We start from the raw sequence: 25949 nt of genomic DNA on the forward strand, positions 1-25949 counted from the left end.
TCGACCTTTGTCGTACGCCATCCGCTGGTTCGTGGCCCGATCGCCGGGCTAGACTCGGCGATCCTCGAACCCCGGATGTCGCTTTCATGTCACTCCCCGCCTCTCCTGTCGTCTTCGGCCCCGAGCCGCTCTCCATCGATGCGATCGACGCGCTCTCGAAGCGTCGAGCGAAATCGTGCCTCGATGCCGATCCGCAATGGCGCGAGCGAATCGACCGGGGGGCGGCGGTCGTCGACGGCCTGCTCGACCGCGAGGGGCAGATCTACGGCATCACCACCGGCTACGGCGACTCCTGCGTCACCGCGATCCCCCTGGCCCAGGTGGCGGCGCTGCCGCGTCAGCTCTACACCTTCCACGGCTGCGGCCTGGGCCGCTTTCTCGAGCCCGAGGCGGCCCGGGCGGTGCTCGCGGCACGCCTGCAGTCGCTGTGCCAGGGCGTCTCCGGAGTGCGCTTCGAACTGCTCGAGCGGCTCCACGCCTGTCTGCGGGAGGACCTGCTGCCAAGAATCCCCGAAGAGGGCTCGGTGGGAGCCAGCGGCGACCTGACGCCGCTCTCCTACGTCGCCGCCATGCTCTGCGGCGAGCGCGAGGTGATCTGGCGCGGCGATGTCCGGATGGCGGCCGATGTCCACGCGGAGCTGGCCTGGGAACCGCTGACCCTGCGCCCCAAGGAGGCGCTGGCGCTGATGAACGGCACTGCGGTGATGACCGCGCTGGCGTGCCAGGCCTTCGTCCGCGCCGAGTACCTGCTGAAGCTCGCCACCCGCATCACCGCCCTCAATGTGGCCGCGCTGCGCGGCAATCCGGACCACTTCGGCGCCCGGCTGTTCGCCGCCAAGCCGCATCCCGGCCAGGGCCAGATCGCCACCTGGCTGCGCGCGGATCTGGAGAGCGAGACCGCCGCACCGCAGCAGCGCCTGCAGGATCGCTACTCGCTGCGCTGCGCGCCCCACGTGCTGGGAGTGCTGGCCGATAGCCTCGGCTGGCTGCGCGGCTTCATCGAGACCGAACTCAACAGCGCCAACGACAACCCGCTGATCGACCCGGACGTCGGCGACGTCATGCATGGCGGCCACTTCTACGGCGGCCATATCGCCTTCGCCATGGACAGCTTGAAGACGCTGACCGCCAACGTCGCCGACCTGCTCGACCGCCAGCTCGCGCTGCTGGTCGACAGTCGCTACAACCACGGCCTGCCGAGCAATCTCTCCGGCGCGCCGGCGGCCCGGGCGATGATCAATCACGGCTTCAAGGCAGTGCAGATCGGCGCCTCCGCCTGGGCCGCCGAGGCGCTCAAGGGCACCCTGCCGGCGAGCGTCTTCTCGCGCTCCACCGAGTGCCACAATCAGGACAAGGTGAGCATGGGCACCATCGCCGCCCGCGACGCCCTGCGCGTGCTCGAGCTCACCGAACAGGTCGCCGCGGCGACACTGCTGGCGGCGCTGCAAGGGGTGCATCTGCGCGCTGACCCGCTACCCGCGCCGCTGGCGGCGATGGTCGAACACCTGCGTGAGGATTTCGCCCCGGTGGCCGAGGATCGCGCCCTGGATGGCGAGCTGCGCCACTGCCTGACGCGGATCCGCTCACGCCACTGGCCGCTGTATACGTCCGCGGCCTGAGGCGACAGCGGTCGAACCGACCAGCCAATGGGCACTCAGCGTAGCGAGCGCCCAGGGCGGGCGCCGCTCAGAGGGTGTTTACAAATTCGACGAGCGAAGGCCAGACCGGGGCGCGTCGCCAAGGCAAAAATCGGCGAAAACGGACCGGGCTGACGCTCCAGTTTACGGGATCTACATGAGCCTTTTGACGGGGGCGCCGAGCTCGGGCTGGCGCTCCAGCCGACTTTCAACGCCGTATTGTCGAGCGCAGGCACTTTGTAGACACCCTCTCAGTTCACCAGACGCAGACACTGCCCCAGGTGGTAGAGCGAGAAGCCGCTTTCGTAGGCGGCGCTCCATAGCCCGCGCCCGCGTATGGCGCGGTAGGACTTGAGCGGCAGCGGCAGCAGGCTGTCGTCGCCACGGCTGAGATACTCGGCGAAGCCCTCACCCACCACCGTGCCGGTGGTGTTGCCACGGCCGTTGTAGCCGCAGGCGGCGACGATCCCGGGCAGCGGTTCGAACAGGCGCAGGGTGTGATCCGGGGTGAAGGCGACGCGGCCGCTCCAGGTGCACTCCCACTCGACCGGGCCCAGCTCGGGGAAGTAGTGGCCGGCGATGCGATCGGCCCAGCTCTTCAGGTAGACCCGTGGCCGCCCTTCGCCACGCCCCAGACTGCCCAGCACCAGCCGCCCGGCGGCATCGCGGCGAATGCTCGAGAGCACCGTGCGGGTATCCCAGGCGCCCTGGCGCTCGGGCAGGATGGCATCCGCCGCGGCCCCGGAGAGTGGACGCGAGGCGACCTGCATATAGTGGCCGGCGAAGAAGTGCTGGCGCGTCTGGTTCCAGCTGTCCTGGGCGTAGGCATTGGTGGCGATCACCACCCGATCGGCGGTGACACTGCCGCGGGGGGTGCTCAGGCGCCAGCCGTCACCCTCGCGCTGTATGCTCGACACCGGGCTGTGGGTAAACAGCCGGGTGCCCTGGGCCTGGGCGACGCGGGCCAGCCCACGGGTGTACTCGGCGGGGTTGATCGTACCGGCACGGCGGTCGCACAGCGCGGCGCGAATCCGCCGGGTCCCGGTGAGCCGTTCGCACGCCTCGCCTTCGATCAACTCGACCGGTGCCCCGCGTGCGACGAGCTGGTCGCGCCGCCGGGCCAGCTCGTCGCAGCCCTTGGCGTTGTGACCCAGGTGCAGGGTCCCGGTGCGCGTAGGATGACACTGGATACCATGGCGTTCGATCAGTGAGAACGCCTTGGCCGGGGCGCCGCCGAGTACCCGGTTGGCGCGCTCGCCGTCGGCCTCGCCGAGCGCCTTGACGATATCGTCCGGCGGCACCCACAGGCCGGCGTTGACCAGCCCGACGTTGCGTCCGGACCCCCCGGTGGGAATATCCCCCGCCTCCAGCACACACACCTCGGTGCCACCAGCGCTCAGATGCAGCGCCGTGGAGAGACCGGTGATCCCACCGCCGACGACGCACACGCGGGTGCGCAACGCGGTGTCCAGCGTCTCGGTGACGGGCGCCGGCTCCTGCGCACCCTGGGTCCATAGACATTGCTCTTGCATGACCGCTCCTCGCCTGAACGCTTGTCGCTCGCTGCTTTCCACCTGACTCACGGGGACACAGCCACTGTCAGGCTGGCCATGCCCCGTTTTCCCTCTCGACCGCCACCGATCGCACCTTGCCCGCTCAGGCCTCCGCCGGCGTCGCACTCCCGGACGACGACGCTACCCGGCCCGCCTGAGTGGCCTGGCGCGCTGGCGCGGACTCCCGCGGGACAAAGCGGCCGAGCAGTGCCCACAGCAGGCCGAACAGCGGCGACAGCCAGCAGGCAAAGGCGAAGGGCGCATAGAGCAGCGTGGGCACGCCGGTGGTGGCGGCGACGAAACTGCCGCCCATGTTCCACGGGATCAGCGGCGACAGCAGCGTACCGTTGTCCTCGATGGTGCGCGACAGCACCGAAGTGCGGTAGCCCAGCTGCTGGTACTGCCCATGGAGCAGCCGCCCCGGCAGCACCAGGGTGGTATAGACGTCGCCGACCACGGTGCCCACCGAGGCGGTGGTGACCGAACTGGTCAGTACCATGCTGAAGCGGCCACGCATCAGCTTGGCCAGGTGCAGCATGATCGCGTCGATGGTGCCGTAGGCTTCGAGCATGCCGGTGAAGCCGAGCGCGAACAGGGTGAGCGTCACCACCCAGGTCATCGACATCGCGCCCCCTTTGGAGAGCAGCGTATCCATCGCCGCGCTGCCGGTATCCGCGACGTAGCCGTTCTGCATCACGTCGAACACCGCCTGCACGTCGCTGCCCTGGAGCAGGATCGCAATCACGCCACCGAGCGCGGCACCGCCGAAGATGGTGGGGAACGGCGGAAATCGGGCCATCGACAGCGAGATCACCACTACCGGCGGGATCAGCGTGATCCAGCTCAGGGTGAAGTGCTCGGCCAGCGTGCGGCGCAACGTATCGATACCGCCGACGTCGATCAGCTGATCGGCGTAGCCGGCACCGAGCCAGGCGTAGGCCAGCAGCGCCAGCGTCATCGCCGGCACCGTGGTCGCCATCATGCTCTTGATATGGGTCCACAGGTCGGTCTCGCAGACCGCCGGGGTGAGATTGGTGGTATCGGAGAGCGGCGACATCTTGTCACCGAAGAAGGCCCCGGAGACCAGCGCGCCCGCGGTCAGATAGACCGGGATGCCGAGGCCATGGCCGATCCCCATCAGCGCCAGACCGACGGTGCCCACCGTGCCCCAGGAGGTCCCCACGGCGAGCGAGATCAGCGAGCTGATCAGGCAGGTGGCGACCAGAAACCAGCCCGGCGAGACCAGGTTGATGCCGTAGTAGATCAGCGTCGGCACCGTTCCCGCGAGAATCCAGGTACCGATCAGCATGCCCACCGCGAGCAGGATCAGGATCGCCGGCAGGCCGAGCTTGATCACCTTGAGCATCGAGGCCTCCATGCGCGTCCAGGGGATGCCGCGCAGGCGCGCGAAGAAGGCGCAGATCAGGATGCCGCAGGCGAGCGGAATGTGGGGCGTGAAGTCGCCGAAGACGAAGAACTGCGTCATCAGCAGCGCCACCGTGAGCAGTAGCGGCGCCAAGGCCATGGGCAAGCTGGGAATGGCGCCCACGCGAACGTTGTCACTCATCGACCTTCTCCCGGAGTTGTTATTGGTGCGCGTATCGGGGATCGCGTTGGAGACTGCGGAAAGGCGTGCCGGAGCGCAGGAGGGCGCTCCGGCGAGGCGTCAGTCGAACTTGATGCCCTGGGCCAGCGGCAGCTCGCGCGAGTAGTTGACGGTATTGGTCTGGCGGCGCATGTAGCTCTTCCACACGTCGGAGCCGGACTCACGCCCGCCGCCGGTCTCCTTCTCGCCGCCGAAGGCGCCACCGATCTCGGCGCCGCTGGGGCCGATGTTGACGTTGGCGATGCCGCAGTCGCTGCCCTGGTCGGAGACGAAGGCTTCGGCCTCGCGCACGTCGGTGGTGAAGATGCACGACGACAACCCCTGCGGCACGTCGTTGTTGAGCGCCAGGGCCTGATCGAAGTCGCGGTAGCCGAGCACGTAGAGGATCGGCGCGAAGGTCTCGTGCCTGACCAGTTCGTCCTGCTCGGCGACCTCGACGATCGCCGGCGAGACGTAGTAGCCATTGGGGTAGGTCTCGGCCAGCTGGCGCTCTCCGCCGAACACCTTGGCCCCCTGCTGGCGCGCCTTCTCCAGCACCGACTGCATCTGATCGAAGGCCTGGGCGTCGATCAGCGGGCCGACCAGGTTGCCCTGCATCGGGTCGCCGATGGTGACGTTGGCGTAGGCTTTCTTGATCCGCTCGACCACTTCGTCACGCACTGACTCGTGGACGATCAGGCGGCGCAGGGTGGTGCAGCGCTGGCCTGCGGTGCCGACCGCCGAGAACAGAATGCCGCGCACGGCCATGTCGAGATCGGCACTGGGGGCCAGGATCATGGCGTTGTTGCCGCCCAGTTCGAGAATGCTGCGGCCGAAGCGCGCGGCGACCCGGGGCGCGACTTCACGCCCCATGCGGGTGCTGCCGGTGGCGCTGATCAGCGGCACCCGCGGATCGTCGGTGAGGGCTTCGCCGGCCTCGCGCTCGCCGATGATCACTTGGCTCAGATCCTGCGGGGCGTCGTCGCCGAAGTCGGCCATGGCGCGCTCCAGCAGCGCCTGGCAGGCGAGCGCACACAGCGGGGTCTTCTCGGAGGGCTTCCACAGCAGGCTGTTGCCGCACACCAGCGCCAGCGCAGCGTTCCAGGCCCAGGGCGCGACCGGGAAGTTGAAGGCGGTGATCAGGCCGATCGGCCCCAGCGGATGCCAGCTCTCGCGCATGTGGTGGCCGGGGCGCTCGGAGGCGATGGTCAGGCCGTAGAGCTGGCGCGACTGACCCACGGCGAGATCGCAGATATCGATCATCTCCTGGACCTCGCCCAGCCCCTCCTGCAGGATCTTGCCGCACTCCAGCGTGACCAGCGCGCCGAGATCCTCCTTGTGCCGGCGCAGCTGCTCGCCGAACAGCCGTACCAACTCGCCGCGCCGCGGAGCCGGCACCTGACGCCAGGCCGCGAAGGCGCGCTCGGCGCGGTCGATACGCGCGGTCACTGCTGCCGCGGATTCGGTGCTGACCCGGCCCAGCTCGCCGCCGTCGGTGGGCGAGGTGACCACGTAGTCGCCGTCGCGGTAGGCCGAAGTCGCCACGCCGAGGCGTCCGAGGATCTCGTCGATCATGTTGTTCTCCTGCTGCCGGAACGAAAAAGGTGTCGCGGCAGTATTGCGCCGGCCATTGACGCGCCACAAACGACGTTTTATACCGACGTCATTCCTTTTTTTCCTGTCAGCAGGCTGCCATGAATCGTCGTCACCTCCCCACCCTCACCGCCATGCAGTGCTTCGAGGCCGCGGCACGCCATTTGAGCTTCACCCGCGCCGCCGACGAGCTGAGCCTGACCCAGAGCGCAGTGAGCAAGCAGGTCGCCCAGCTCGAGGCGATTCTCGAACATCCGCTGTTCCGCCGCGTGCGACGCCGGCTGCAGGTCACCCCGGAGGGGTCGCTCTATCTCACCGAGGTGCGCAAGGTGCTGGCCCAGGTCGAGATGTCGACCCGCTACATGCAGTCCTACGGCGGCGAGAGCGAGGTGCTCAATGTCACCACCCTGCCGACCTTCGGCGCGCGCTGGCTGGTGCCGCGGCTCAACGGTTTCCGCCTGCGCTACCCCGGCGTCTATCTCAATATCGGTATCCGCACGCAGCCGTTCGATCTCGAACAGGAGCGGGTCGACGCCGCCTTCTTCTACGGCCGCGGCGTCTGGCCCAAGGCGGAGTGCATCCATATGCTCGACGAGGAGATGGTGGCGGTGTGCGCGCCCTCGCTGGTGCCCACCGGCGGCTTCGACGACCCGCTCGCGCTCACCCAGCAGGTGCTGCTGCAGAGCGATTCGCGTCCGGAGGCGTGGCACGCCTGGTTCGCCGATCAGCGGCTCTACACCCAGCACAGCTATCACGGGCCGCGCTTCGATACCTTCGAGATGCTGCTGCGCGCGGCGCGGGTGGGCTGCGGGGTGGCGCTGGTGCCACAGGTTCTCGCCGCCGAGGAGCTCGATCAGGGCCAACTGGCGCAGGCCTGGCCCCACGCGCTCGCGAGCCGCGACGCCTATTACCTCGCCTATCCCGAACACAAGGGCGAGGTGGCCAAGGTGCGCGGCTTTCTCGACTGGATGTGCGAGCATCGCGACCGCCCCACCCTGGGGCCGGTGCAGGCGCCCGCACCGACCGACGCATAGCCGGCGGGAGAGTCCAGAATTTTTGGAATGATACCGCGGCTTTTTTTCGTTTGAAGCGCCGCCTGCCGGGCTGCTTTGATGACCCCGAACCGTCATCGTCGCCACCGCAGGTAGCCGCCCATGGAGTTTCCCCACGTCAGCCACGCCCTCGGGGTGGTCCACCCGATCTGTCTGGAGCGCGGCGCCAACGCCGAGGTCTGGGATGAGCAGGGCCAGCGCTATATCGACTTCATCGCCGGCATCGGCGTACTCAACCTGGGGCACGGCCACCCCCGCGTCCTGGCGGCCATCCAGGCGCAGTTAAGCAAGCTGACCCACTCGGCCTTCAACGCCCTGCCCCACCGCGGCTATCTCGATCTGGCCCAGGCGCTCGATGAGTTCGTGCCGGTCAGCTATCCGCTCAGCTGCATGCTCACCAACAGCGGCGCCGAGGCGACCGAGAACGCGCTCAAGCTCGCCCGCGCCCATACCGGGCGCACCGCGGTGATCGCCTTCGACGACGCCTTCCATGGACGCACCCTGGCGGCACTCAACCTGGGCGGCAAGGTCGCCCCCTACAAGCAGCGTCTGGGCAGCCTACCCGGCCCGGTGCATCACCTGCCGTTCCCGGGGCCGGATAGCGGGGTCGACGCCACCACGGCCCTGGCCGCGCTGGAGCGGCTGTTCACGGTCGAGGTCGACGCCGAGGAGGTCGCCGCGATCATCGTCGAACCGGTACAGGGCGAAGGCGGCTTCCGCCGGCTCTGCCCCGAGTTCGCCCGCCAGCTGCAAGCGCGCTGTCAGGCGCTGGGCATCGTGCTGATCTTCGACGAGATCCAGTCCGGCTTCGGGCGTACCGGGGCGCGCTTCGCGTTCTCGCAGCTGGAGGTCGAGCCCGACCTGCTGCTGCTGGGCAAGAGCATGGCCGCGGGGCTGCCGCTGGCGGCGGTGGCGGGCCGCGAGACAGTGATGAACGCCCTGCCCCGGGGCGGGCTGGGCGGCACCTACTCGGGCAACGCCCTGGCCTGCGCGGCAGCCCTGGCGGTGATCGCGGAGATGAGCGACGCCAACCTGGCACGCTGGTCGCAGGCAATCGAGTCGCGCGTGCTGGCCCACCACCGCGAGTGGCAAGCCAGCGGCCGCTACCCCATGGTCGGCGCCCTCACCGGGATCGGGGCGATGCGCGGCATCATGCTCGAGGACACCCCCAACGCCAGCGGCGCCGAGCACCTGAGCGCGCTGCTCGCCGCGGCACGCGAGCGCGGCCTGCTGCTGATGCCCAGCGGGCGCAAGCGCAACGTGCTGCGCCTGCTGCCGCCGCTGACCAGCGAGCCCGAGATTCTCGATGAGGGCCTGACGCGGCTCGGCGAGGCCCTGGCCACGCTGCGCGCCTGAGCGCGTCACGTCCACGTTTTCGCCCCCGCCACACCCTGACGCGCCCCTTTTTGACACGCCCCCTTGCAGGAGACTTGCCATGCCCTCTTTTCTCTCCCCCGACGCGATTCGCGATCGCTTCTCGCGCGCCATGTCGGCGATGTACCAGGCCGAGGTGCCCCAGTACGGCACGCTTCTCGAACTGGTCGAGACCGTCAACCGCGAGACCCTCGCGGGCGACCCCGAGCTGGCCGCCAAGCTGGATGCCCACGACGACCTGGCGCGCCTCGACGTCGAGCGCCACGGCGCCATTCGCGTGGGCACAGCGGCAGAGCTAGCCGGCCTGCGCCGGCTGTTCGCGGTGATGGGCATGCAGCCGGTGGGCTACTACGATCTCGCCGCGGCGGGGGTGCCGGTCCATTCCACCGCCTTCCGCCCGGTGGACGATGCCGCGCTGGCACGCAATCCGTTCCGCGTCTTCACCTCGCTGCTGCGCCTGGAGCTGATCGAGGATAGTCAGCTGCGCGAGCGCGCCGCAGACATCCTTGCGTCACGCCAGATCTTCACCCCGGAGGCGCTGGCGCTGATCGAGCGCCACGAAGACCAGGGCGGGCTGAGCGAAGAGGACGCCGAGCGCTTCGTCGCCGCCGCGCTGGAGACCTTCCGCTGGCACCGCGAGGCGACCGTGGACTGGCCCACCTACTGCGCCCTGCACGACCAGCACCGGCTGATCGCCGACGTGGTCTGCTTCCGCGGCCCGCATATCAACCACCTGACCCCGCGCACCCTCGACATCGATTCGGTCCAGCGCCGCATGCCCGAGGCCGGGATCACGCCCAAGGCGGTGATCGAGGGTCCGCCCCGGCGCGCCTGCCCGATTCTGCTGCGCCAGACCAGCTTCAAGGCGCTGGAGGAGGAGATTCGTTTTGCCGACCGCCAGCAGGGCTCGCACAGCGCGCGCTTCGGCGAGATCGAGCAGCGCGGCATGGCGCTGACGCCGGCCGGGCGCGAGCGCTACGACCGCCTGCTGGCGACCGCCCGCGAGCGCAGCCAGGGCCTCGACAACGCCGCCCACCAGCAGCTGCTCGACGACGTCTTCACGGCGTTTCCCGATGATGCTGCTCAGCTACGTCACCAAGGGCTGGCCTACTTCGATTACCGCCTGACCCCGGCGGGCGAGGCGGTCAGAGAGGCGGCGGTGAGTGGGGAGAGGGCGGACCTGGCGGCCGTGGATCTGGCCACAGTGGACCTGGAAGCAGCGATCGCCCGCGGCTGGGTCAGCGCCCAGCCGATCACCTACGAGGACTTCCTGCCGGTGAGTGCGGCCGGCATCTTCCAGTCCAATCTCGGCGATGCGCGCAGCGACGGCTACGCCGGCCACGCCAACCGTGACGACTTCGAGCGGGCGCTGGGGGCGCCGGTCATCGACGAGCTTTCGCTCTATGCCCGGCGCGAGAATGCCTCGCTTGAGAGACTACGCGCCTTGATAGGATTCGAGCGATAACGGATCCAAGCACTAGAGGGGCGGACACACTCCACTCCAAGAAGAGACCCATAAAAAACCGGCTTGCTCCAGGATAGTGATCCCAGGGCAAGCCGGTTTTCGTCATAACGCCGCTGGCGTCACGTCTTTACATCATCCGACCCAGACACGGGCATTGCGGAACATCCGCATCCAGGCGCCGTCCTGCTTCCACTCCGGCGGCCGCCAGGAGTTGGTCACCGCGCGGGCGACCCGCTCCGGGTGGGGCATCATGATGGTGACGCGGCCGTTCGGCGTGGTCAGGCCAGTGATACCGGCCGGCGAGCCGTTGGGGTTGGCCGGATAGCGCGTCGTCACCTGGCCTTCGTTGTCGATATAGCGCATCGCGATCTGGCCGCTGGTCTGCATGCTGCGCAGGTGCCCGCTATCCTCGAACAGCGCCTGGCCCTCGCCGTGGGCGACGGCGATCGGCAAGGTCGAACCGGCCATGCCGGCGAGCAGGATCGACGGGCTCTCCTCGACCTGGACCATCGACACGCGGGCCTCGAACTGCTCCGAGCCGTTGCGGACGAAGCGCGGCCAGCGCTCGGCGCCGGGAATCAGCTCCTTCAGCTGCGAGAACATCTGGCAGCCGTTGCAGACGCCGAGGCCGAAGGTGTCTTCACGTTCGAAGAAGGCCGCGAACTGATCGCGCGCAGCGGCATTGTAGAGCGCCGACTTGGCCCAGCCGCCACCGGCACCGAGCACGTCGCCGTAGGAGAAGCCGCCGCAGCCGACCAGGCCCTTCATGTCGTCGAGGGTGAGGCGCCCGGCGAGAATGTCGCTCATGTGAACGTCGACCGCCTCGAAGCCGGCACGGTCGAAGGCCGCCGCCATTTCCACGTGCCCGTTGACCCCCTGCTCGCGCAGGATCGCCACCCGTGGCCGTACGCCGGTCTGGAGGTAAGGCGCGGCGATGTCGTCATCGACATCGAAGGTCGGGCTGGCCGACAGCCCCGGATCGCGCAGGTTGAGCAGCCCGTCGAATTCGCTCTTGGCGGACTCCGGGTTGTCGCGCAGCGCCTGCATCCGATAGCTGGTTTCCGACCAGACACGCTGGGTCATGGCCCGGGTGGTTTCCAGCAGCGGCTCCTCGAACAGCGTGACGCGGACCTGATCGTCATAGCGCGGACGGGCGATGACGCCACAGGTCTCGAGGCCGGCCGCGGCGAACTGCGCCAGCACGAACTCGGTGTCCTGGCGGTTGACCTGGATCACCGCGCCGAGTTCTTCGGCGAACAGGGCATCCACCGCGCCGACGGCATCGTCGGTGAGCCAGTCGAGCTTGATCTCGAGCCCACCGCGGCCGGCGAAGGCCATCTCCAGCAGGGTCACGATCAGGCCGCCGTCGCTGCGGTCGTGGTAGGCGAGCAGCTTGCCGTCGGCGTTGAGTCCCTGAATGACGCTGAAGAACGCCACCAGATCCTCGGCTTCGTCCAGATCCGGGCAGACGTTGCCGACCTGGCCATAGACCTGCGCCAGGGCGGAGCCGCCGAGCCGATGCTGGCCGCGACCGAGATCGATCAGGATCAGGTCGCTCTCGTCCTGGTCGAGGCGCAGCTGCGGGGTGAGCGTGCGCAGCGCGTCGGTGACCGGGGCAAAGCCGGTGATATTGAGCGTCAGCGGTGCGGTAATGCTTTTCTCGTCACCCGCTTCCGTCTGCCAGGCGGTGCGCATCGACATCGAGTCCTTGCCCACCGGCACGGCGATGCCAAGCCGAGGGCACAGCTCCATGCCCACCGCGTGCACGGCATCGTAGAGCGCCTGGTTCTCGCCGACGTGATCGGCGGCACTCATCCAGTTGGCGGAGAGCTTGATGTCGGAGAGCTTTTCGATCGGCGCGGCGGCGAGGTTGGTGATCGCTTCGGCCACCGCCAGGCGCGCGCTCGCCGCCGGGTCGATCAAGGCCACCGGCGGCCGCTCGCCCATCGCCATCGCTTCGCCGGCATGGGTATCGAAGCTGGCAGTGGTGACCGCACAGTCGGCGACGGGCACCTGCCACGGGCCGACCATCTGGTCGCGGGCGACCTGACCGGTAATCGAGCGGTCGCCGATGGTGATCAGGAAGCTCTTCGATGCCACGGTCGGCAGGCGCAGCACGCGATCCAGCGCTTCCCGCAGGTCGAGATTGTCGAGCCCGAGGCCGGGCAGGTTGAGGGTGTGACGTTCGAAGCTGCGCTGCATCTTGGGCGGCTTGCCGAACAGTACACTCATCGGCAGGTCGACCGGATCGGCATCGAAATGACCGTCGCGAACCGCCAGGTGATGAGACTCGGTCGCCTCGCCGACCACCGCGTAGGGGCAGCGCTCGCGGGCACACAGCGCGTCGAAGCGCTCGAGCTGCGCCGGCGTCACCGCCAGCACGTAGCGCTCCTGGGCCTCGTTGCACCAGATCTCCAGCGGGCTCATGCCGGGCTCGGCATTGGGCACCGCGCGCAGATCGAACAGGCCGCCGCGACCGCCATCCTTGACCAGCTCCGGCAGGGCGTTGGAGAGCCCGCCGGCGCCGACGTCATGGATGAAGGCGATGGGGTTGTCGTCGCCCAGCGCCCAGCAGCGATCGATCACTTCCTGAGCGCGGCGCTCCATCTCCGGGTTGTCGCGCTGCACCGAGGCGAAGTCGAGGTCCTCGCTGGAGGCACCCGACGCCATCGACGATGCTGCGCCGCCGCCGAGGCCGATCAGCATCGCCGGGCCGCCCATCACGATCAGCTTGGCGCCAACGGGAATCTCGCCCTTGAGCACGTGAGCGTCGCGCACGTTGCCGTAGCCGCCGGCCAGCATCACCGGCTTGTGATAGCCGCGGCGCTCGATGCCGGCGGCGCCGACGGCGTCGAGCTCGAAGGTGCGGAAGAAACCGTTGAGATTGGGCCGGCCGAACTCATTGTTGAACGCCGCCCCGCCAATCGGACCTTCGAGCATGATGTCGAGGGCCGACTGAATCCGCTCGGGCTTGCCGTAGTCGAACGCCTCCCACGGCTGCACGAACTCGGGGATGCGCAGGTTGGAGACGGTGAAGCCAGTCAGCCCCGCCTTGGGCTTGCCGCCACGCCCGGTGGCGCCCTCGTCGCGAATCTCGCCGCCGGCACCGGTGGCCGCCCCCGGATGCGGCGCGATGGCCGTCGGGTGGTTGTGGGTCTCCACCTTCATCAGGATGTGGATCGGTTCCCGAGTCGCGCCGTAGACCTGATCTTCGGGCGAGGGGAAGAAGCGCCCCGCCGTCGACCCCTCGATGATCGCGGCGTTGTCGCTGTAGGCCGAGAGCACCTTGTCGCCGGACTGCTCGAAGGTGTTCTTGATCATCTTGAACAGCGAGCGGCTCTGCGGCTCGCCGTCGATGACCCAGTCGGCGTTGAAGATCTTGTGGCGGCAGTGCTCGGAGTTGGCCTGGGCGAACATCATCAACTCGACGTCCGTCGGATTGCGGCCCAGCGCCTCGAACGCTTCGACCAGATAGTCGATCTCGTCTTCCGCCAGTGCCAGGCCGAGCTGGCCATTGGCATCCGCCAGCGCCGGGCGTCCGCCCTCGATCACGTCGATGGTCGCCAGCGGTGCCGGCTGGTGATGGGAGAACAGCTTGGCGGCATCGCTGGCGTCGTACAGCACGGTTTCCGTCATGCGGTCATGCAGACGCGAGACAAGGATGTCGTAGGCATCGGCGGTCGGCGCACTTTTCAGCGTCAGCCGATAGGCGATGCCACGCTCGATGCGCGCGACCTGCCCGAGCCCGCAATTGTGGGCGATGTCGGTCGCCTTGGATGACCACGGCGAGATGGTGCCGATACGGGGCACGACCAGGAACAGATGCCCCTCGGGCGGCGTGTCCCGTCCGGGTTCGGCGCCGTGGCCATAGTCCAGCAGCCGCTCCAGCACCCGACGTGCCTCATCGTCGAGCTCGTCATGGTGGTCGACGAAATGAACGTAGTGCGCCTTGAGAGACTCGACTTCGGGAACGGCGGCGCGAAGATCGGCGAGCAGTTTGGCGTGACGGAATGCAGATAGCGCGGGGGCGCCTTGCAATTCGAGCATGGCGTGGAAAGCCTCCAGGACGGTCGAGGATCGCATTTGTCTCGTGCGAGACGGGCAGCAATGCCGGGATCAGGGCGACATGATACTGGAAAGCGACGACGCTCGCTAAGGCAACGGAACCGGCGCCGGCCGATGCCCCCGCGGGGCGCCAGGCCGTCCCTTGCACCGAAGCCGCGCCCCCGCCTTGCGGGACGTGTAGCGTGGTAGCCAATAGATGACAGCGGGACGGCGGCCGGCTATGGTGTGCCGTCACGCTCTCACCGATCCGACTGCATGGCCAAGCTCCTGACACGTCTGCGGCGCGCACTGGTACTGCTGTTGGCGCTGACGATCGTCCTCTGCCCCGCTCAATGGGTACCGCCTTTCAGCGACGGACTCGAGCCGATCCAGAAGCGCGGTTTCCTGCAGGTGGCGACACGCGGCGGGCCGATCACCTTCTATTCCGGGGGCCATGGCCCGACCGGCTTCGAATACGAGCTGATGCGCCGTTTCTCGGCGTCGCTGGGAGTCAGCCTGTCGGTCGATACCGAAGCCAGTATCGGAAGCGTCATCGGCCAGGTGAGGCGTGGCGACGCAGACGTGGGGGCCGCCGCCCTGGCACTCGACCTGGATCGGGAAGGCATCCGCTACAGCCAGCCGATCCTGACGCTGCAGCCGCTGGTGGTCTACCGCCGCGGTCTCCCTCCGGTACGCACACTGGACGATCTTCCGGGGTTGCGTATCGGCGTCATTGCCGATTCCGGCAATGCCGCGGCGCTGCGCACGCAGCAGCGAAATCTGCCGGGGCTGGGCTGGAAGGAAGCCGAAGGCCTGACCATCGCCGATCTGATGGAGATGGTCGAGCGTGGCGACCTCGATGCCGCAGTGGTCTACACCCAGCAATTCAGGCTCAACCGGTTGTTCTTTCCCAATGTCGAGCGCGGTTTCCCACTGGGCAAGCCCGTGAGCCTGGCCTGGGCCTTCTCGGCGAATCAGCCGATCGACCTGCTCAGCGCCGCCAACGATTTCCTGGAAGACCAGCGTCGCAACGGCAAGCTCGACGAACTCGTGGGGCGCTACTTCGGCCACGACGACTATCTCGAATACGTCGGCGCCCGACTGTTCATTCACCATGTCGGGACGCGGCTGCCGCGCTTCGTGCCTTACTTCAAGGAGGCCGCCCGGGAGACCGGCTTCGACTGGCATCTTCTGGCCGCGCTCGGCTTTCAGGAGTCGCACTGGGAGGCCGATGCCGAATCGCCGACCGGCGTTCGCGGGCTGATGATGCTGACGCACCCCACCGCCGAAGAGGTCGGCATCGACAATCGTCTCGACCCGCGACAGAGTATCGACGGTGGCGCCAGATACCTGCTTCAAGTCAAACAGCGCCTGGCCGATAACATACCTGAGCCCGATCGAACCTGGATGGCGCTCGCCGCCTACAATGTCGGCCTGGGACACCTGTTCGACGCCCAGGAAATCGTCCGCATGCGCGGCGGCGATCCCGAGCGCTGGGCCGACGTCCGCGAAGCGCTGCCGCTGCTGCAGGAGCGCGAGTGGTACTCCCGGGTGCGCCACGGTTACGCTCGTGGCGGCGAACCGGTAATCTACGTTCGTAACATCCGCCGTTATTACGAGATACTGAAGTACGTCAATCGCAGCCAGCAACAGTTTAACCAACTGGGCGAGCGCGCGCTGGACGACGAGGGCACCACGCCCTTCGAAATCGTCGCTCCGCTGCTGTAATCGGCGACCGCGCCGTGGAGAACCATAACGCCTATGCCTATGGTGGTGTCTCGTCTGTCGCTGTACCTGGCGTTTCCGGTCGCGCTAATCGCCCTCCTCCCCGCCGGCGGACCGGATCAACGCTGGTTGCTGATGCCACTGCTGGGCGCGCTCTGGCTAGGCCAGATCTCCGCATTGCACCAGTGGATCCGGGCCAGTCGCTGGCTGCTGATTCCCACCGGGCTCCTTGCCCTGACCATCCTTGCCAGTTATCTGGTGGCGGAGACCTGGCTCAGTGTCGATATCTGGCAGCGCTGGCTCGATCATCTGCCAGGCGGCTGGGAGCTCTTCCGCAGCCGACCGCCGGTTCTCTCGCTCTGCATGATCTTCGGGCTGACCCTCAACGTGCTGTTGCTGTCGCGCCTGGGCCTGGGCTCACCGATTCTGCTGCTGCTGGTCGCCATGGGCGGCGTCTGGCTCAGCTACCGCTCGTTGGCTCCGCCGCCGCAATACGCCTCCAGCACGACGGCAGTGCCCCTGGCGATCCTGGCGGCGTTATGGCTGCTCTGGTCCGCCCAAGGCCTTGCGCTTCTTCCCACGCTCCGCCGCTACTGGCGGCGGATCCTGCCACCCTTGGCAGCCGGCGGGCTGATCGCGCTGCTGGCCATGGTCAGCTGGCAGGAGCAACGTCAGACCGACAACCTGCGCCTGTATGACCTTGCCGCCGACGAAGGCGACGACATCGCCACCTGGATGGCTTCGGAGACGGCCTCCCATCTCAAGGCGATGCGACGCTTCACCAGTTTCTGGAACATGCTGGGCTATATTCCGTCCCGCTCCGAGTGGGAGCAACAGGCCAGGCGATACCACGACGACTTCGGCTACTTCCGCAACATCGCCTTCATCGACCTTGAGGGCACCGTCATCCGCGTCTACCCGCTAAGAGGCAATCAGAAGGTGCTCGGCTCCAACCTCTACCTGGCGGACTCACAGGACCGGGAGGCACTGGATCACCCGCTGGTCTACGGCATCGAGGGGCAGACCGGGATCGTCGACTTCATTCAGGGTGGGCGCGGCGTGATCAGCTATATCCCGGTACGCGATGTCGTCGATGGAACCCTGCGCGGTGCCGTGGGGATGGTGGTGAGCGTCGACGAGCTGCTCAATTCGCTACTGGCGCAGACGTCCAACCAGGATCGCGCGGTGACCCTCAGTAGCGACCGCCAGCTCTACTTTCACTACGGCCCGCTGGGCAATCTCGCGGACTGGCGGTATCAACAGTCGGTCGCCCTGGGTGCCGACCGGCTGACCCTGAGCGTGGCGCCGTCTCTGCACTGGTTACAGGTCCAGCGGAGTCGGCTGCCGGAGATCACCCTCGTCTTCGGCATCCTGCTGGCCTACCTGCTGCACATGGTGCTCTATATCTACAGGAGACTGGCCCATCAGCATCGCCTGGCGAACCGGGCCAACACCTCTCTGCGCGAGGAGATGAAGGAGCGCGAGCGCCTTCAGCAGGAGATCGAATGGATCGCCCGCCACGACGAGTTGACCCAACTGCCCAATCGTCGCGAACTGCTGCGCTGGATGGACGATCATCGGGACCCGCTACCGCTGGCACTGCTGATCTGCGATCTGGACCACTTCAAAAGCGTCAACGACCACTTCGGCCACCTGGAGGGGGACCGTTATCTCAAGACGATCGCCCAGCGCTGCCGGCTACCGGTCGAACGGGCGGGCGGGCTGTTCGCCCGTTACGGAGGAGAGGAGTTCGTGGCCTGCCTGCCGAACTGCGATCGCCGGACCGCCGGAGAGATCGCCGAGGCGCTGCGCCGGGCGGTGGCCGAGAGTGGCCTGCTCCTGCCGGGCGACGTGCCGGTGACGCTCAGCATCGGCGTCAGTATCACCGACGAGCCTCCGATCCGTCGCGATCGACTCTTCCAGGCCGCCGACGAGTCGCTCTATCGCGCCAAACAGGGCGGACGCAATCGCGTGGTCCTCACCGACGCCAGCTGATCCGGGTCACGGCTACGGGTCAGCCCGCCGGCGTTCCCGGAAGAATTGCTGAAGCAAGCGCTTCGCCGGCGCGGCCAGCACGCCACCCTCGATCTCGACCCGGTGGTTGAACCAGGGCTGCGCGAAGAGGTTGGCGCGGGATTCGACCATACCGCCCTTGGGCTCCGCAGTCGCGTAGACGACCCGCCGAATACGGGCATGGATGATCGCTCCCGTGCACATGAGGCAGGGCTCGAGCGTCACGAACAGCGTACAGTCGTCCAGCCGGTAATTGCCCAGCGCCCGCGCCGCGCTTCTCAGCGCCTGCACCTCGGCATGGGCGGTCGGATCCTGGCCACCGACGGGGCAGTTGTAGCCAACGCCGATCGGCTCGCCCCGGCCATCGACGACCACGGCGCCAACCGGCACCTCGCCCGCCTCCAGCGCCAGCCGGGCCTGCTCCAGCGCCCGGTGCATGTAGAATTCGTCGTTGCGTATCATGATCGTCCCGTATTGCCGCGCCGCGTCGCGGCGAGTCACCATCGAGCAGGATATACTCGTGACCAGCCATCACCGACGCGCCATCAAGGATACCCGAATGACACAAGCGCTGAACGACCTTATCCAGCTTCTTGGCCTGGAAGCGCTGGAGGAGAACCTGTTCCGCGGCCAGAGCCAGGACCTGGGACTGCCGCAACTGTTCGGCGGTCAGGCTCTGGGCCAATCCGCCGCCGCCGCGACCCGCACGGTGCCCGAGGATCGCTACCTGCACTCGCTGCACGGCTACTTCCTCCGCCCCGGCGACGCCCAGCTCCCGGTGATCTACTCCGTCGACCGCGTTCGCGATGGCGGCAGCTTCACGACGCGGCGCGTCACCGCGATTCAAAAAGGCAAACCGATATTCTTCTGCAGCGCCTCTTTCCAGGGACGGGAACACGGCCTGAGCCACCAACCCAAGGCGCCGGCGGTACCCACGCCCGAGGCGCTGCTGGCGGAAGGCAAGGCGGTCCACCAGCGCTTCCGCGGACACCCCGTCGAATTCATCACCGTGGAAGAGCGCCATGACTGTCCGCCCTCGCGGATGATCTGGTTCCGCATGGCCGGCGGCCCGATGCCGGACGACCCGGCACTGCACCGCTACCTGCTCTCCTACAGCTCGGACTTCAACCTGCTGTTGACCTCGCTGCTGGCCCACGATGTGGAGTTCGGCGATCCACGCCTGCGCATCGCCAGCCTGGATCACGCCCTGTGGATCCACGAGGACCCCAGGATCGACGAGTGGTTGCTGTACGTGATGGAGAGCCCCTGGGCGGGCGGCGCACGCGGTTTCGCTCGTGGCAGCTTCTACGACCGCGACGGCCGCCTGGTGGCCTCGACGGCGCAGGAGGGATTGGTGAGGGTTCAGCCCTGAGCCGCGAAGTCATCGGGCGCTACCCGAAACGGAAACAGCGCCAGTGCACCACTGGCTGAAAGCGGAGAGACACCAGACGCTTGTCACCGACTCCGCCAGCGATGCTTCGCTTCGAGGAGTGCCTTGCACCGCCGCTTATCTGGCTTTCACGAGCCGTTGCCACCCGAGCCCGGTAAAACGTCACGGGCTCGAGTAAAATTTGTCGAACTGCGCTGCCCACCGCACAGCATACAGGGGGAGCGACCCGACAGCTTATTGATAGAGCAGAGAGCCTCCCTCACCGCTGCGAGCCGCTACCACAGGCCAGCGAGCCATGGGCCCACAAGGAGACATCGGATAAAGGGGACAACATCCAAGCCACATTTATTCATTCACCTAGACCACAGTTCATGCACAATACTCTACCCTTTCTCGAATCGCAGCTCGTCTTTAAAGTCCATCGCCCACAACGGAATGACAAGCACGATAGCAATGACCATAAACGCGGGGGTCGGGTCTCCAGCGACATCCAGAGCCAGTCCCAACCATGACCCCAGCATAAACAAAACCGAAGAAAGTGTATGGGATAAGCCAAGTGCGCTAGCAAACTGACCACCTGAATACCTTTTTTGCCGCGCAGTAACATTCACGAAATATATCCAGCTAGCAAAAACCGAGCTCGAAAATAAATAGACTGACGACAATACAATAAATATCAATCTTCCACCGACCATGAAACAACCTGACAACGCCAGGAAAAAGGCCACAAGATTGAGCATCAACAGAACAAAAAGGCAACCAGCAACATTGGTCGAGAACTTATAAACCCTGATAAATCTTCTGCCCAACCACGGCCCGAACACCATTCCAACCCCGCCAATCATAATAAAAAAGGCGATCGCCCCACCTGCATTCTCAAAATACTGCGATATCCATATCACCAGATACATACTCGTCAAACCGGACGTTAGCGAGATCGTAGGAACCAGCAATGCGGCGCCAGGAGCATAGCTAAGCAACTCGGTGCGGAAGCGTGTTCGAGAGCTACCTTTATCCAAAGACCCGTTACCCACCTGGAGCTCAACCAAGTCAGAACACCTCAAAGAGGCCAGCCTAAAGAAAAGGCCTGCCGCAGAGAAAACGGCATTCGCCAAAATCAAGAGCAAGATTGAAGACTCTACAACCAGACTCCCCAAGGGCTTTGCTACTATTAAAGAAACGGCAGGAACCAACATGAGCACAGTGGCGTTAAAATTGAGCGCAGCGGATTCCGACACTCTGGATATGTTTTCGGCATACATCTCCTCCGCCAAATCGACCAGAGTTGGAAGAAACGATACGGACAATATGTAGATCGACAAAACCAGCGCAGGGTTAACAGGAACCGACCAAATCACGAGAATTGCCAATGCCGACAGAAAAATATCAGCACACTCACAGAACACCAATATACTGCCTGCTCTAAATCTCGCCAGGTACCTGGCAACAAAGACACTCGATGAGTCCAACAGGCGTGTAAGAGTAGAATATACTGGCACCCAGGCTAGCGGCAAGAAACCCAATGCAACCATGGAAGGCACACTACCTTCAACAAGCATCGTTCCAAAAAAAGAGGAAAGAAATCCCAGCAGCATCAAATTGCTGGAAGTTTTCAGAGCACGAAAAATACTCGTTACCGACATGCCATCACCAATTGGCGAGCGGTGTCATTCAAGACATAACCGGATATTTGCAGGGTGCCTGACCGGAAAATGAAATTCTCACTGACCTGAAAGCCAATATCAGCTGCCCCTTACCTTCATGGTCAGCATCGGACTGCTCTCTCATGGCTCGAGCGATGCAGACTATCGAGCCTCCTATTTTCTCCGACGCAGAAAGCCGAAGTAGAAAGAACACCTAGAGGATAAACATCGACCAATGATGACCCGATAGCGACAGATCCTCCAACGTTTCCAGAACTGGGAGTTCTTGCAACTCTCCAGACATCGAGGGCACCGACCTTAGCTCGTGTACGTCCCATTTTCTTTCTCTTAAAGCGATATGAATTTTCTCCTGCCCTTTCCATGTACGATTTTCATGCCAAAGAAAAGCTTTACTTTAAATTTCATGGCCTTGAATAATTATTCTACGAATGGGTATGCCACCTCTCTTTCCATTCTTGCGCTCGTTTGCCATTACCTGCACTTGCTCAGTGCAAACCTTGTGCTGGAGGAAGCACACTGCTGACGACTCACCAGCAAGGCCGAGGGGAGGGCTGGATTGGCAGATCGTTTTTAGTGGTGACTGACATGGCCAGCGTCATTGCCGGCTTAGCATGGACTCGAGATGTACAGGGTGACGGTAAAGGTGTGCCGTCCTCGAGACAGCGACCCACCGAAGCCGGCGGGCCCTTTAACCTGTCTCACGAAAAACGCCAGCGACATCGTCGCTGGCGTTCGAAGCTCGGGGCTCTTGGCTAGGAGCTCTTAGCTCTCCTTGATCGATGCCATGTCGATCACGAACCGATACTTCACGTCGCCCTTCTGCATGCGCTCCCAGGCCTCGTTGATCTGATCGATGTTGATCATCTCGACGTCGCAGGTGATCCCGTTCTCGGCACAGAAGTCGAGCACTTCCTGGGTTTCCGGCATGCCGCCGATCAGCGAACCGGCCAGCACGCGACGACGGAACACCAGGTTGGCACCAGAAATCGCCGGATCGATCGGCTCGAGCAGGCCGACGAGAATGTGCGTGCCATCCGGCTTCAGGGCATTGAGATAGGGGTTGATATCATGCTGCACCGGCACCGTGTCGAGCATGAAGTCGAAGGTTTCGGTGATCGCTGCCATCTCGTCGTCGTTGGTGGAGATGACCACGTGATCGGCGCCCTGCTTTCTGGCCTCGGCCTTCTTGGACTCGGACCGCGTGAACAGCGTGACCTCGGCACCCAGCGCCTTGGCGAGCTTGACCCCCATATGGCCGAGACCGCCCATGCCGATGATGCCGACCTTGTCACCCGGCTTGACGCCGTAGTGTTTCAGCGGTGAATAGGTGGTGATACCGGCGCACAGGATCGGCGCGGCAGACTTGAGGTCGATGCCATCGGGCATGCGCACGACGAAACGTTCGCTGACCACGACCTTGTCGGAGTAGCCGCCCTGGGTCAGGGTGCCGTCATGCTTGTCGGGACTGCCGTAGGTCATCACGAAACCTTCGGCGCAGTAGTTCTCGAGGCCTTCGTTACAGGCCTGGCACTGGCGGCAGGAGTCCACCATGCAGCCGACGCCGACCAGATCGCCGACCTGGTACTGGCTGACGTCATCGCCCACGGCCGTGACGCGGCCGACGATCTCGTGCCCCGGCACGACCGGATAGGAGGCCATGCCCCAGTCGTCGCGAGCGAAGTGAAGATCGCTATGGCAAACGCCGCAGTAGAGAATTTCGATCGAGACATCATCCGGGCGCGGCGCACGGCGCTCGAAGTCCCAGGGCGCCAACGGCGTCGTGGCGGAATGCGCAGCGTAACCCTTGGCGGGCGTGGCAGTAGCCTGAGTCATAGCGGTAACCCTTGGTCGAGAAGACGAATGATGCGCCGTGATGGGGCGCGGAAACGCGACCAGTGTGGTCGATGCGCTTGACGGCCGCCATGCCGGATCCTGTCGAACATCCGCCCTATTCTCTTGAGATGGCGCATTTTGTTATTTTATAACGCTATTTTCATGCACAATACGCTGATCCTCCGTATCGCCCCACTTTCGGGAGACGTCATGCTCGAGCACTCACTTCAGGTTTCGCCAAGCGATCAGCCAGACGCCATCGAACCGACCCGGCCGGCCCCGGACTGGGCTTCCCGTCTGGCCCGGGCACTGGCACCGCTGGCCAGGACCAACGGCTTCTCCGCCACCCACATCGACGGGGTGAAGCTGATCGCCTCGGAATGCAGCTGTCCGCGAACACCGCTGATCTACGAACCGGGGCTCTTCATCATCGCGCAGGGTGACAAGATCGGCTATCTGGAGGACCGGGTCATTCATTATGGTCCCGGCAACTATCTGGTACAGGCGATGCCGCTACCCTTCGAGTGCGAGACGCTCGCCCGCCCCGGCGCGCCGCTGCTGGGCCTATCCATCGATGTGGACCCGTTGACGTTGAGCGAACTGGTTCACCACCTGCCGACACCGGCCGATGGCAATCGTCGCTCCCCCGAGCCCATGGCGGCGGTCCCCCTCGATGCCACCATGGCGGAAGCGGTACAACGACTGGCCGACTGCCTGCAGGATGAGAGCACCAGCCGGGCGCTGGGCGCGGGCCGGGTGCGGGAGGTGCTGTTCGCGGCGCTCAACGGCCCGCAAGGCCAGTCGCTGCGGGAGCTGGTACAGCAGCAGGGACACTACGCGCGCATCGCCGAATCGCTGAACTACCTTCATCGCCATTTCGCGCTGCCGCTGACAGTGGAAGCGCTTGCCGAACGTGCCAACATGAGCGCCTCGCACTTCCACCATCACTTCAAGCGCGTGACGCAGTTGTCACCGGTGCAGTATCTCAAGCGCCTGCGACTACTTCGGGCGCGGGTCCTGCTGAGCCAGCAGCGGGTCAATGTGGCCAGGGCTGCCGGCGATGTGGGCTATCGCAGCACCTCGCAGTTCAGTCGCGAGTACAAGCGCTACTTCGGCGTCAGCCCCTCCCAGGAGTAGACTTGCCGGCCGCCCCGATCACGCCCACAGCCCCATCAGTCCCCGGATCAGGTAGTAGGCCCCCACCACGGTGACGATCCAGCGCGTCCAGTAGCGAAAGCCGGCATCCGTCAGCCGGGAGAGCACCAGATTGCCGGTGCGCGTGCCCACGAAGGCGAAAGGGATCGCCAGCGCCACCCAGCCCCACTCGCCGCTATCCATCGCCAGGGCCGCCTGCCAGTAGAAGAGGATCTTGAGGCTGTGCGCGATGACCTGGATGGTGGCCTTGGTCGCCACCACGGTGCGACGATCGAGATGGGTACGGATGAAGCCGAGGTCGATGGTCGGGCCGGATACGCCGACGGCAATGGTCAATCCCCCGGAGACGAGCCCGCACAGGACGGCATGCCCCGGCCGCGAGACATCGAAATGGAACCAGCGCTTGGGTATCCACACCATCACCGGCATCAGCCCGAGCACGATCAGCACCACCGTCTCGCTGGGAGAGTAGCGCACCAGCGCCAGCAACCCGGCCGCGATCAATACGCCGCAGGCGATCATGGCGACGATACGCCAGTCGATGAAGTGACGCGACAGCCAGGCGCGCGATCCGTTGGCGGTGAGCTGGATCACCCCGTGAACGGCGATCGCCGTCGCCGCCGGTAACCAGGCGAGCAGAAAGCCAAGCAGAATCAGTCCGCCGGCCATGCCAAAGACGCCGGACAACACCGAGGTCGAGAACACCACGGCCAGAAACAGCAATCCAACGGGTAGTGCCATACGAGGTCTATACTCCAGTGGCGGGCCAACAGTGCCCGAGAAAGATCCACGACCGCTGACGCCGTGGACAATGTGCCAGCTCGACGGGCGCGATGCGCTCACACCACTGGCAGCCGGTAACACGCTACCGGCATCGCCCCTTCCACCGGCAACAAGGACCGTATCCCTCATGCGCCGTTTCACGCCCTACACCGTCCCGACCTGCCTCGCCACGGCCCTGCTCGCCATGGCCGGCCCCGCCCAAGCCTCCAGCGATGCCGCCTGGGAGGAGCACGACCGGGCGGTCATCGAACAGTGCCAGCAGGCCAGCCAGTTTCCGGATGCCGCCCCGGCCGGCGAGCCGGTGCTGTTCGACGACGAGGCCGGCATGACGGCTCTGCTGATCCAGGGCCATTACCCGCAGGACCACATGAACGATCAGGCCGGCCAGGAACTCTGCCTGTTCCTGCGCAGCAGCCAGGAGGTCTATATCGCCGACGCCGACAAGCTGGCGATAGGTTCCGATGCGCTGCCGAGCACGCCGACGGAGGCCATCAACGGCGACGCCGACAGCGGTAGCGCAGGCCAGTCGGACAAGCCCGGCGATGCCCCCTGATCACTCCGCGCGAGGGCGCTCCGGCGTCGCCAGGATCCGCTGGTAGAAGGCCAGATCGAGCCAGCGCCCGAACTTGAAGGCGGCCTGACGGACAGTGCCGGCGTGTTCGAAGCCCAGCCGTTCGTGCAGCACGATGCTGGGGGCGTTGGCGGCATCGATGCCGCCGATCAGGGTGTGGTACTGCTGAGCCTCGGCGCGCGCGATCAGTGCCGTCATCAGCTGCCTGGCGACGCCCCGCTGGCGGAAGTCGCCATCCACGTAGACCGAGTGCTCGACGCTGTAGCGATAGGCGGCATGGGGCCGAAACGGGCCATAGCTGGCGAACCCCATCAGCCGGCCGCTATCGTCGTCGAGCATGCCGAGGATCGGAAAGTCCCCTGCGCGCTTGGTCTGGAACCATTGCTCGACGACAGCCCTCGTCCGTGGCTGATACTCGTAGAGCGCAGTGGTATTGAGGATGGCGTCATTGAAGATCGCCAGCACGGCATCGCCATGCCGGTCGAACTCGCAGTCGATCAGGGTCAAGGTAC

The 25949-nt window shown here is 65.6% G+C and carries 18 protein-coding genes; 9 read left to right on the plus strand and 9 right to left on the minus strand.

The genetic code is table 11. From position 1 onward, the window contains the following. The first annotated feature begins 86 nt into the window (after positions 1–86). Entirely contained in the window at positions 87–1619 is a 1533-nt protein-coding gene (locus tag DOM45_RS02940; RefSeq protein ID WP_110598021.1) for an HAL/PAL/TAL family ammonia-lyase, read from the plus strand. A 269-nt stretch (positions 1620–1888) separates the two neighbouring features. Here DOM45_RS02940 and amaA read toward each other — a convergent pair whose 3' ends face one another. The 3 genes from amaA to amaB all read right to left on the minus strand — a co-directional run bounded on the left by amaA (position 1889) and on the right by amaB (position 6350). Further along, positions 1889–3169, minus strand: a complete 1281-nt coding sequence (amaA, locus tag DOM45_RS02945; protein ID WP_110598022.1) for an L-pipecolate oxidase — start codon at positions 3167–3169, stop codon at positions 1889–1891. A 124-nt stretch (positions 3170–3293) separates the two neighbouring features. Continuing rightward, positions 3294–4757: a Na+/H+ antiporter NhaC gene (gene nhaC / locus DOM45_RS02950; protein ID WP_110598023.1), complete on the minus strand. Its 1464-nt coding sequence runs from the start codon at positions 4755–4757 to the stop codon at positions 3294–3296. A gap of 99 nt (positions 4758–4856) precedes the next feature. Next, positions 4857–6350: an L-piperidine-6-carboxylate dehydrogenase gene (amaB, locus tag DOM45_RS02955; RefSeq protein ID WP_110598024.1), complete on the minus strand. Its 1494-nt coding sequence runs from the start codon at positions 6348–6350 to the stop codon at positions 4857–4859. Between the two features lie 119 nt (positions 6351–6469). On the opposite strand from amaB, the gene DOM45_RS02960 reads away from it, so the two are divergent. From DOM45_RS02960 to hglS, 3 genes are all read left to right on the plus strand, one after another. Then, positions 6470–7402 carry a LysR substrate-binding domain-containing protein gene (locus tag DOM45_RS02960; protein WP_110598025.1) on the plus strand — a complete coding sequence of 311 codons (933 nt, stop codon included), beginning with the start codon at positions 6470–6472 and terminating at the stop codon, positions 7400–7402. 120 nt (positions 7403–7522) lie between these two features. Then, entirely contained in the window at positions 7523–8776 is a 1254-nt protein-coding gene (locus tag DOM45_RS02965; RefSeq protein ID WP_110598026.1) for a 2-aminoadipate transaminase, read from the plus strand. A gap of 79 nt (positions 8777–8855) precedes the next feature. Beyond that, positions 8856–10259: a 2-oxoadipate dioxygenase/decarboxylase HglS gene (gene hglS / locus DOM45_RS02970; protein ID WP_110598027.1), complete on the plus strand. Its 1404-nt coding sequence runs from the start codon at positions 8856–8858 to the stop codon at positions 10257–10259. Between the two features lie 132 nt (positions 10260–10391). On the opposite strand, the gene purL is transcribed toward hglS, so the two are convergent. Beyond that, entirely contained in the window at positions 10392–14306 is a 3915-nt protein-coding gene (gene purL, locus DOM45_RS02975; protein ID WP_110598197.1) for a phosphoribosylformylglycinamidine synthase, read from the minus strand. Positions 14307–14579: 273 nt separating this feature from the next. On the opposite strand from purL, the gene mltF reads away from it, so the two are divergent. After that, positions 14580–16031, plus strand: a complete 1452-nt coding sequence (gene mltF, locus DOM45_RS02980; RefSeq protein WP_110598028.1) for a membrane-bound lytic murein transglycosylase MltF — start codon at positions 14580–14582, stop codon at positions 16029–16031. 33 nt (positions 16032–16064) lie between these two features. Beyond that, positions 16065–18023, plus strand: a complete 1959-nt coding sequence (locus DOM45_RS02985; RefSeq protein WP_110598029.1) for a sensor domain-containing diguanylate cyclase — start codon at positions 16065–16067, stop codon at positions 18021–18023. A gap of 12 nt (positions 18024–18035) precedes the next feature. Here DOM45_RS02985 and tadA read toward each other — a convergent pair whose 3' ends face one another. Continuing rightward, on the minus strand, positions 18036–18500 hold the full coding sequence (tadA, locus tag DOM45_RS02990) for a tRNA adenosine(34) deaminase TadA (RefSeq protein WP_110598198.1): 465 nt from the start codon (positions 18498–18500) through the stop codon (positions 18036–18038). A 100-nt stretch (positions 18501–18600) separates the two neighbouring features. On the opposite strand from tadA, the gene DOM45_RS02995 reads away from it, so the two are divergent. Further along, positions 18601–19413, plus strand: a complete 813-nt coding sequence (locus DOM45_RS02995; RefSeq protein WP_110598030.1) for an acyl-CoA thioesterase domain-containing protein — start codon at positions 18601–18603, stop codon at positions 19411–19413. A gap of 401 nt (positions 19414–19814) precedes the next feature. Here DOM45_RS02995 and DOM45_RS03000 read toward each other — a convergent pair whose 3' ends face one another. Both DOM45_RS03000 and DOM45_RS03005 read right to left on the minus strand, forming a co-directional pair. Continuing rightward, positions 19815–21074 carry an MFS transporter gene (locus tag DOM45_RS03000; RefSeq protein WP_157958335.1) on the minus strand — a complete coding sequence of 420 codons (1260 nt, stop codon included), beginning with the start codon at positions 21072–21074 and terminating at the stop codon, positions 19815–19817. A 783-nt stretch (positions 21075–21857) separates the two neighbouring features. Further along, complete coding sequence (locus tag DOM45_RS03005; protein WP_110598032.1) at positions 21858–22928, minus strand: NAD(P)-dependent alcohol dehydrogenase; 1071 nt, start codon at positions 22926–22928, stop codon at positions 21858–21860. 210 nt (positions 22929–23138) lie between these two features. On the opposite strand from DOM45_RS03005, the gene DOM45_RS03010 reads away from it, so the two are divergent. Further along, a complete protein-coding gene (locus tag DOM45_RS03010; protein WP_110598033.1) occupies positions 23139–24065 on the plus strand; it encodes an AraC family transcriptional regulator in 927 nt (308 codons plus the stop codon). Between the two features lie 18 nt (positions 24066–24083). Here the strand turns inward: DOM45_RS03010 and DOM45_RS03015 are convergent, their stop codons facing one another. Beyond that, positions 24084–24824: a TSUP family transporter gene (locus tag DOM45_RS03015; RefSeq protein ID WP_110598034.1), complete on the minus strand. Its 741-nt coding sequence runs from the start codon at positions 24822–24824 to the stop codon at positions 24084–24086. Positions 24825–24993: 169 nt separating this feature from the next. Here DOM45_RS03015 and DOM45_RS20205 point away from each other — a divergent pair, with 169 nt between their 5' ends. Next, a complete protein-coding gene (locus DOM45_RS20205; RefSeq protein ID WP_205909378.1) occupies positions 24994–25419 on the plus strand; it encodes a hypothetical protein in 426 nt (141 codons plus the stop codon). Here the strand turns inward: DOM45_RS20205 and DOM45_RS03025 are convergent, their stop codons facing one another. Further along, positions 25420–25944, minus strand: coding sequence for a GNAT family N-acetyltransferase (locus DOM45_RS03025; RefSeq protein WP_110598035.1), 525 nt, complete (start codon positions 25942–25944; stop codon positions 25420–25422). Positions 25945–25949: the final 5 nt, after the last annotated feature.

It is taken from the genome of Salinicola lusitanus (assembly GCF_003206045.1).
GTDB classification, from domain to species: domain Bacteria; phylum Pseudomonadota; class Gammaproteobacteria; order Pseudomonadales; family Halomonadaceae; genus Salinicola; species Salinicola lusitanus.

What these genes read in the sequence shown, in the direction of transcription:
- DOM45_RS02940 (WP_110598021.1), top strand. Translation starts at nt 87, where the DNA reads ATGTCACTCCCCGCCTCTCCTGTCGTCTTCGGCCCCGAGCCGCTCTCC.
- amaA (WP_110598022.1), bottom strand. Translation starts at nt 3,169, where the DNA reads ATGCAAGAGCAATGTCTATGGACCCAGGGTGCGCAGGAGCCGGCGCCC.
- nhaC (WP_110598023.1), bottom strand. Translation starts at nt 4,757, where the DNA reads ATGAGTGACAACGTTCGCGTGGGCGCCATTCCCAGCTTGCCCATGGCC.
- amaB (WP_110598024.1), bottom strand. Translation starts at nt 6,350, where the DNA reads ATGATCGACGAGATCCTCGGACGCCTCGGCGTGGCGACTTCGGCCTAC.
- DOM45_RS02960 (WP_110598025.1), top strand. Translation starts at nt 6,470, where the DNA reads ATGAATCGTCGTCACCTCCCCACCCTCACCGCCATGCAGTGCTTCGAG.
- DOM45_RS02965 (WP_110598026.1), top strand. Translation starts at nt 7,523, where the DNA reads ATGGAGTTTCCCCACGTCAGCCACGCCCTCGGGGTGGTCCACCCGATC.
- hglS (WP_110598027.1), top strand. Translation starts at nt 8,856, where the DNA reads ATGCCCTCTTTTCTCTCCCCCGACGCGATTCGCGATCGCTTCTCGCGC.
- purL (WP_110598197.1), bottom strand. Translation starts at nt 14,306, where the DNA reads ATGCTCGAATTGCAAGGCGCCCCCGCGCTATCTGCATTCCGTCACGCC.
- mltF (WP_110598028.1), top strand. Translation starts at nt 14,580, where the DNA reads ATGGCCAAGCTCCTGACACGTCTGCGGCGCGCACTGGTACTGCTGTTG.
- DOM45_RS02985 (WP_110598029.1), top strand. Translation starts at nt 16,065, where the DNA reads ATGCCTATGGTGGTGTCTCGTCTGTCGCTGTACCTGGCGTTTCCGGTC.
- DOM45_RS02995 (WP_110598030.1), top strand. Translation starts at nt 18,601, where the DNA reads ATGACACAAGCGCTGAACGACCTTATCCAGCTTCTTGGCCTGGAAGCG.
- DOM45_RS03000 (WP_157958335.1), bottom strand. Translation starts at nt 21,074, where the DNA reads ATGTCGGTAACGAGTATTTTTCGTGCTCTGAAAACTTCCAGCAATTTG.
- DOM45_RS03005 (WP_110598032.1), bottom strand. Translation starts at nt 22,928, where the DNA reads ATGACTCAGGCTACTGCCACGCCCGCCAAGGGTTACGCTGCGCATTCC.
- DOM45_RS03010 (WP_110598033.1), top strand. Translation starts at nt 23,139, where the DNA reads ATGCTCGAGCACTCACTTCAGGTTTCGCCAAGCGATCAGCCAGACGCC.
- DOM45_RS03015 (WP_110598034.1), bottom strand. Translation starts at nt 24,824, where the DNA reads ATGGCACTACCCGTTGGATTGCTGTTTCTGGCCGTGGTGTTCTCGACC.
- DOM45_RS20205 (WP_205909378.1), top strand. Translation starts at nt 24,994, where the DNA reads ATGCGCCGTTTCACGCCCTACACCGTCCCGACCTGCCTCGCCACGGCC.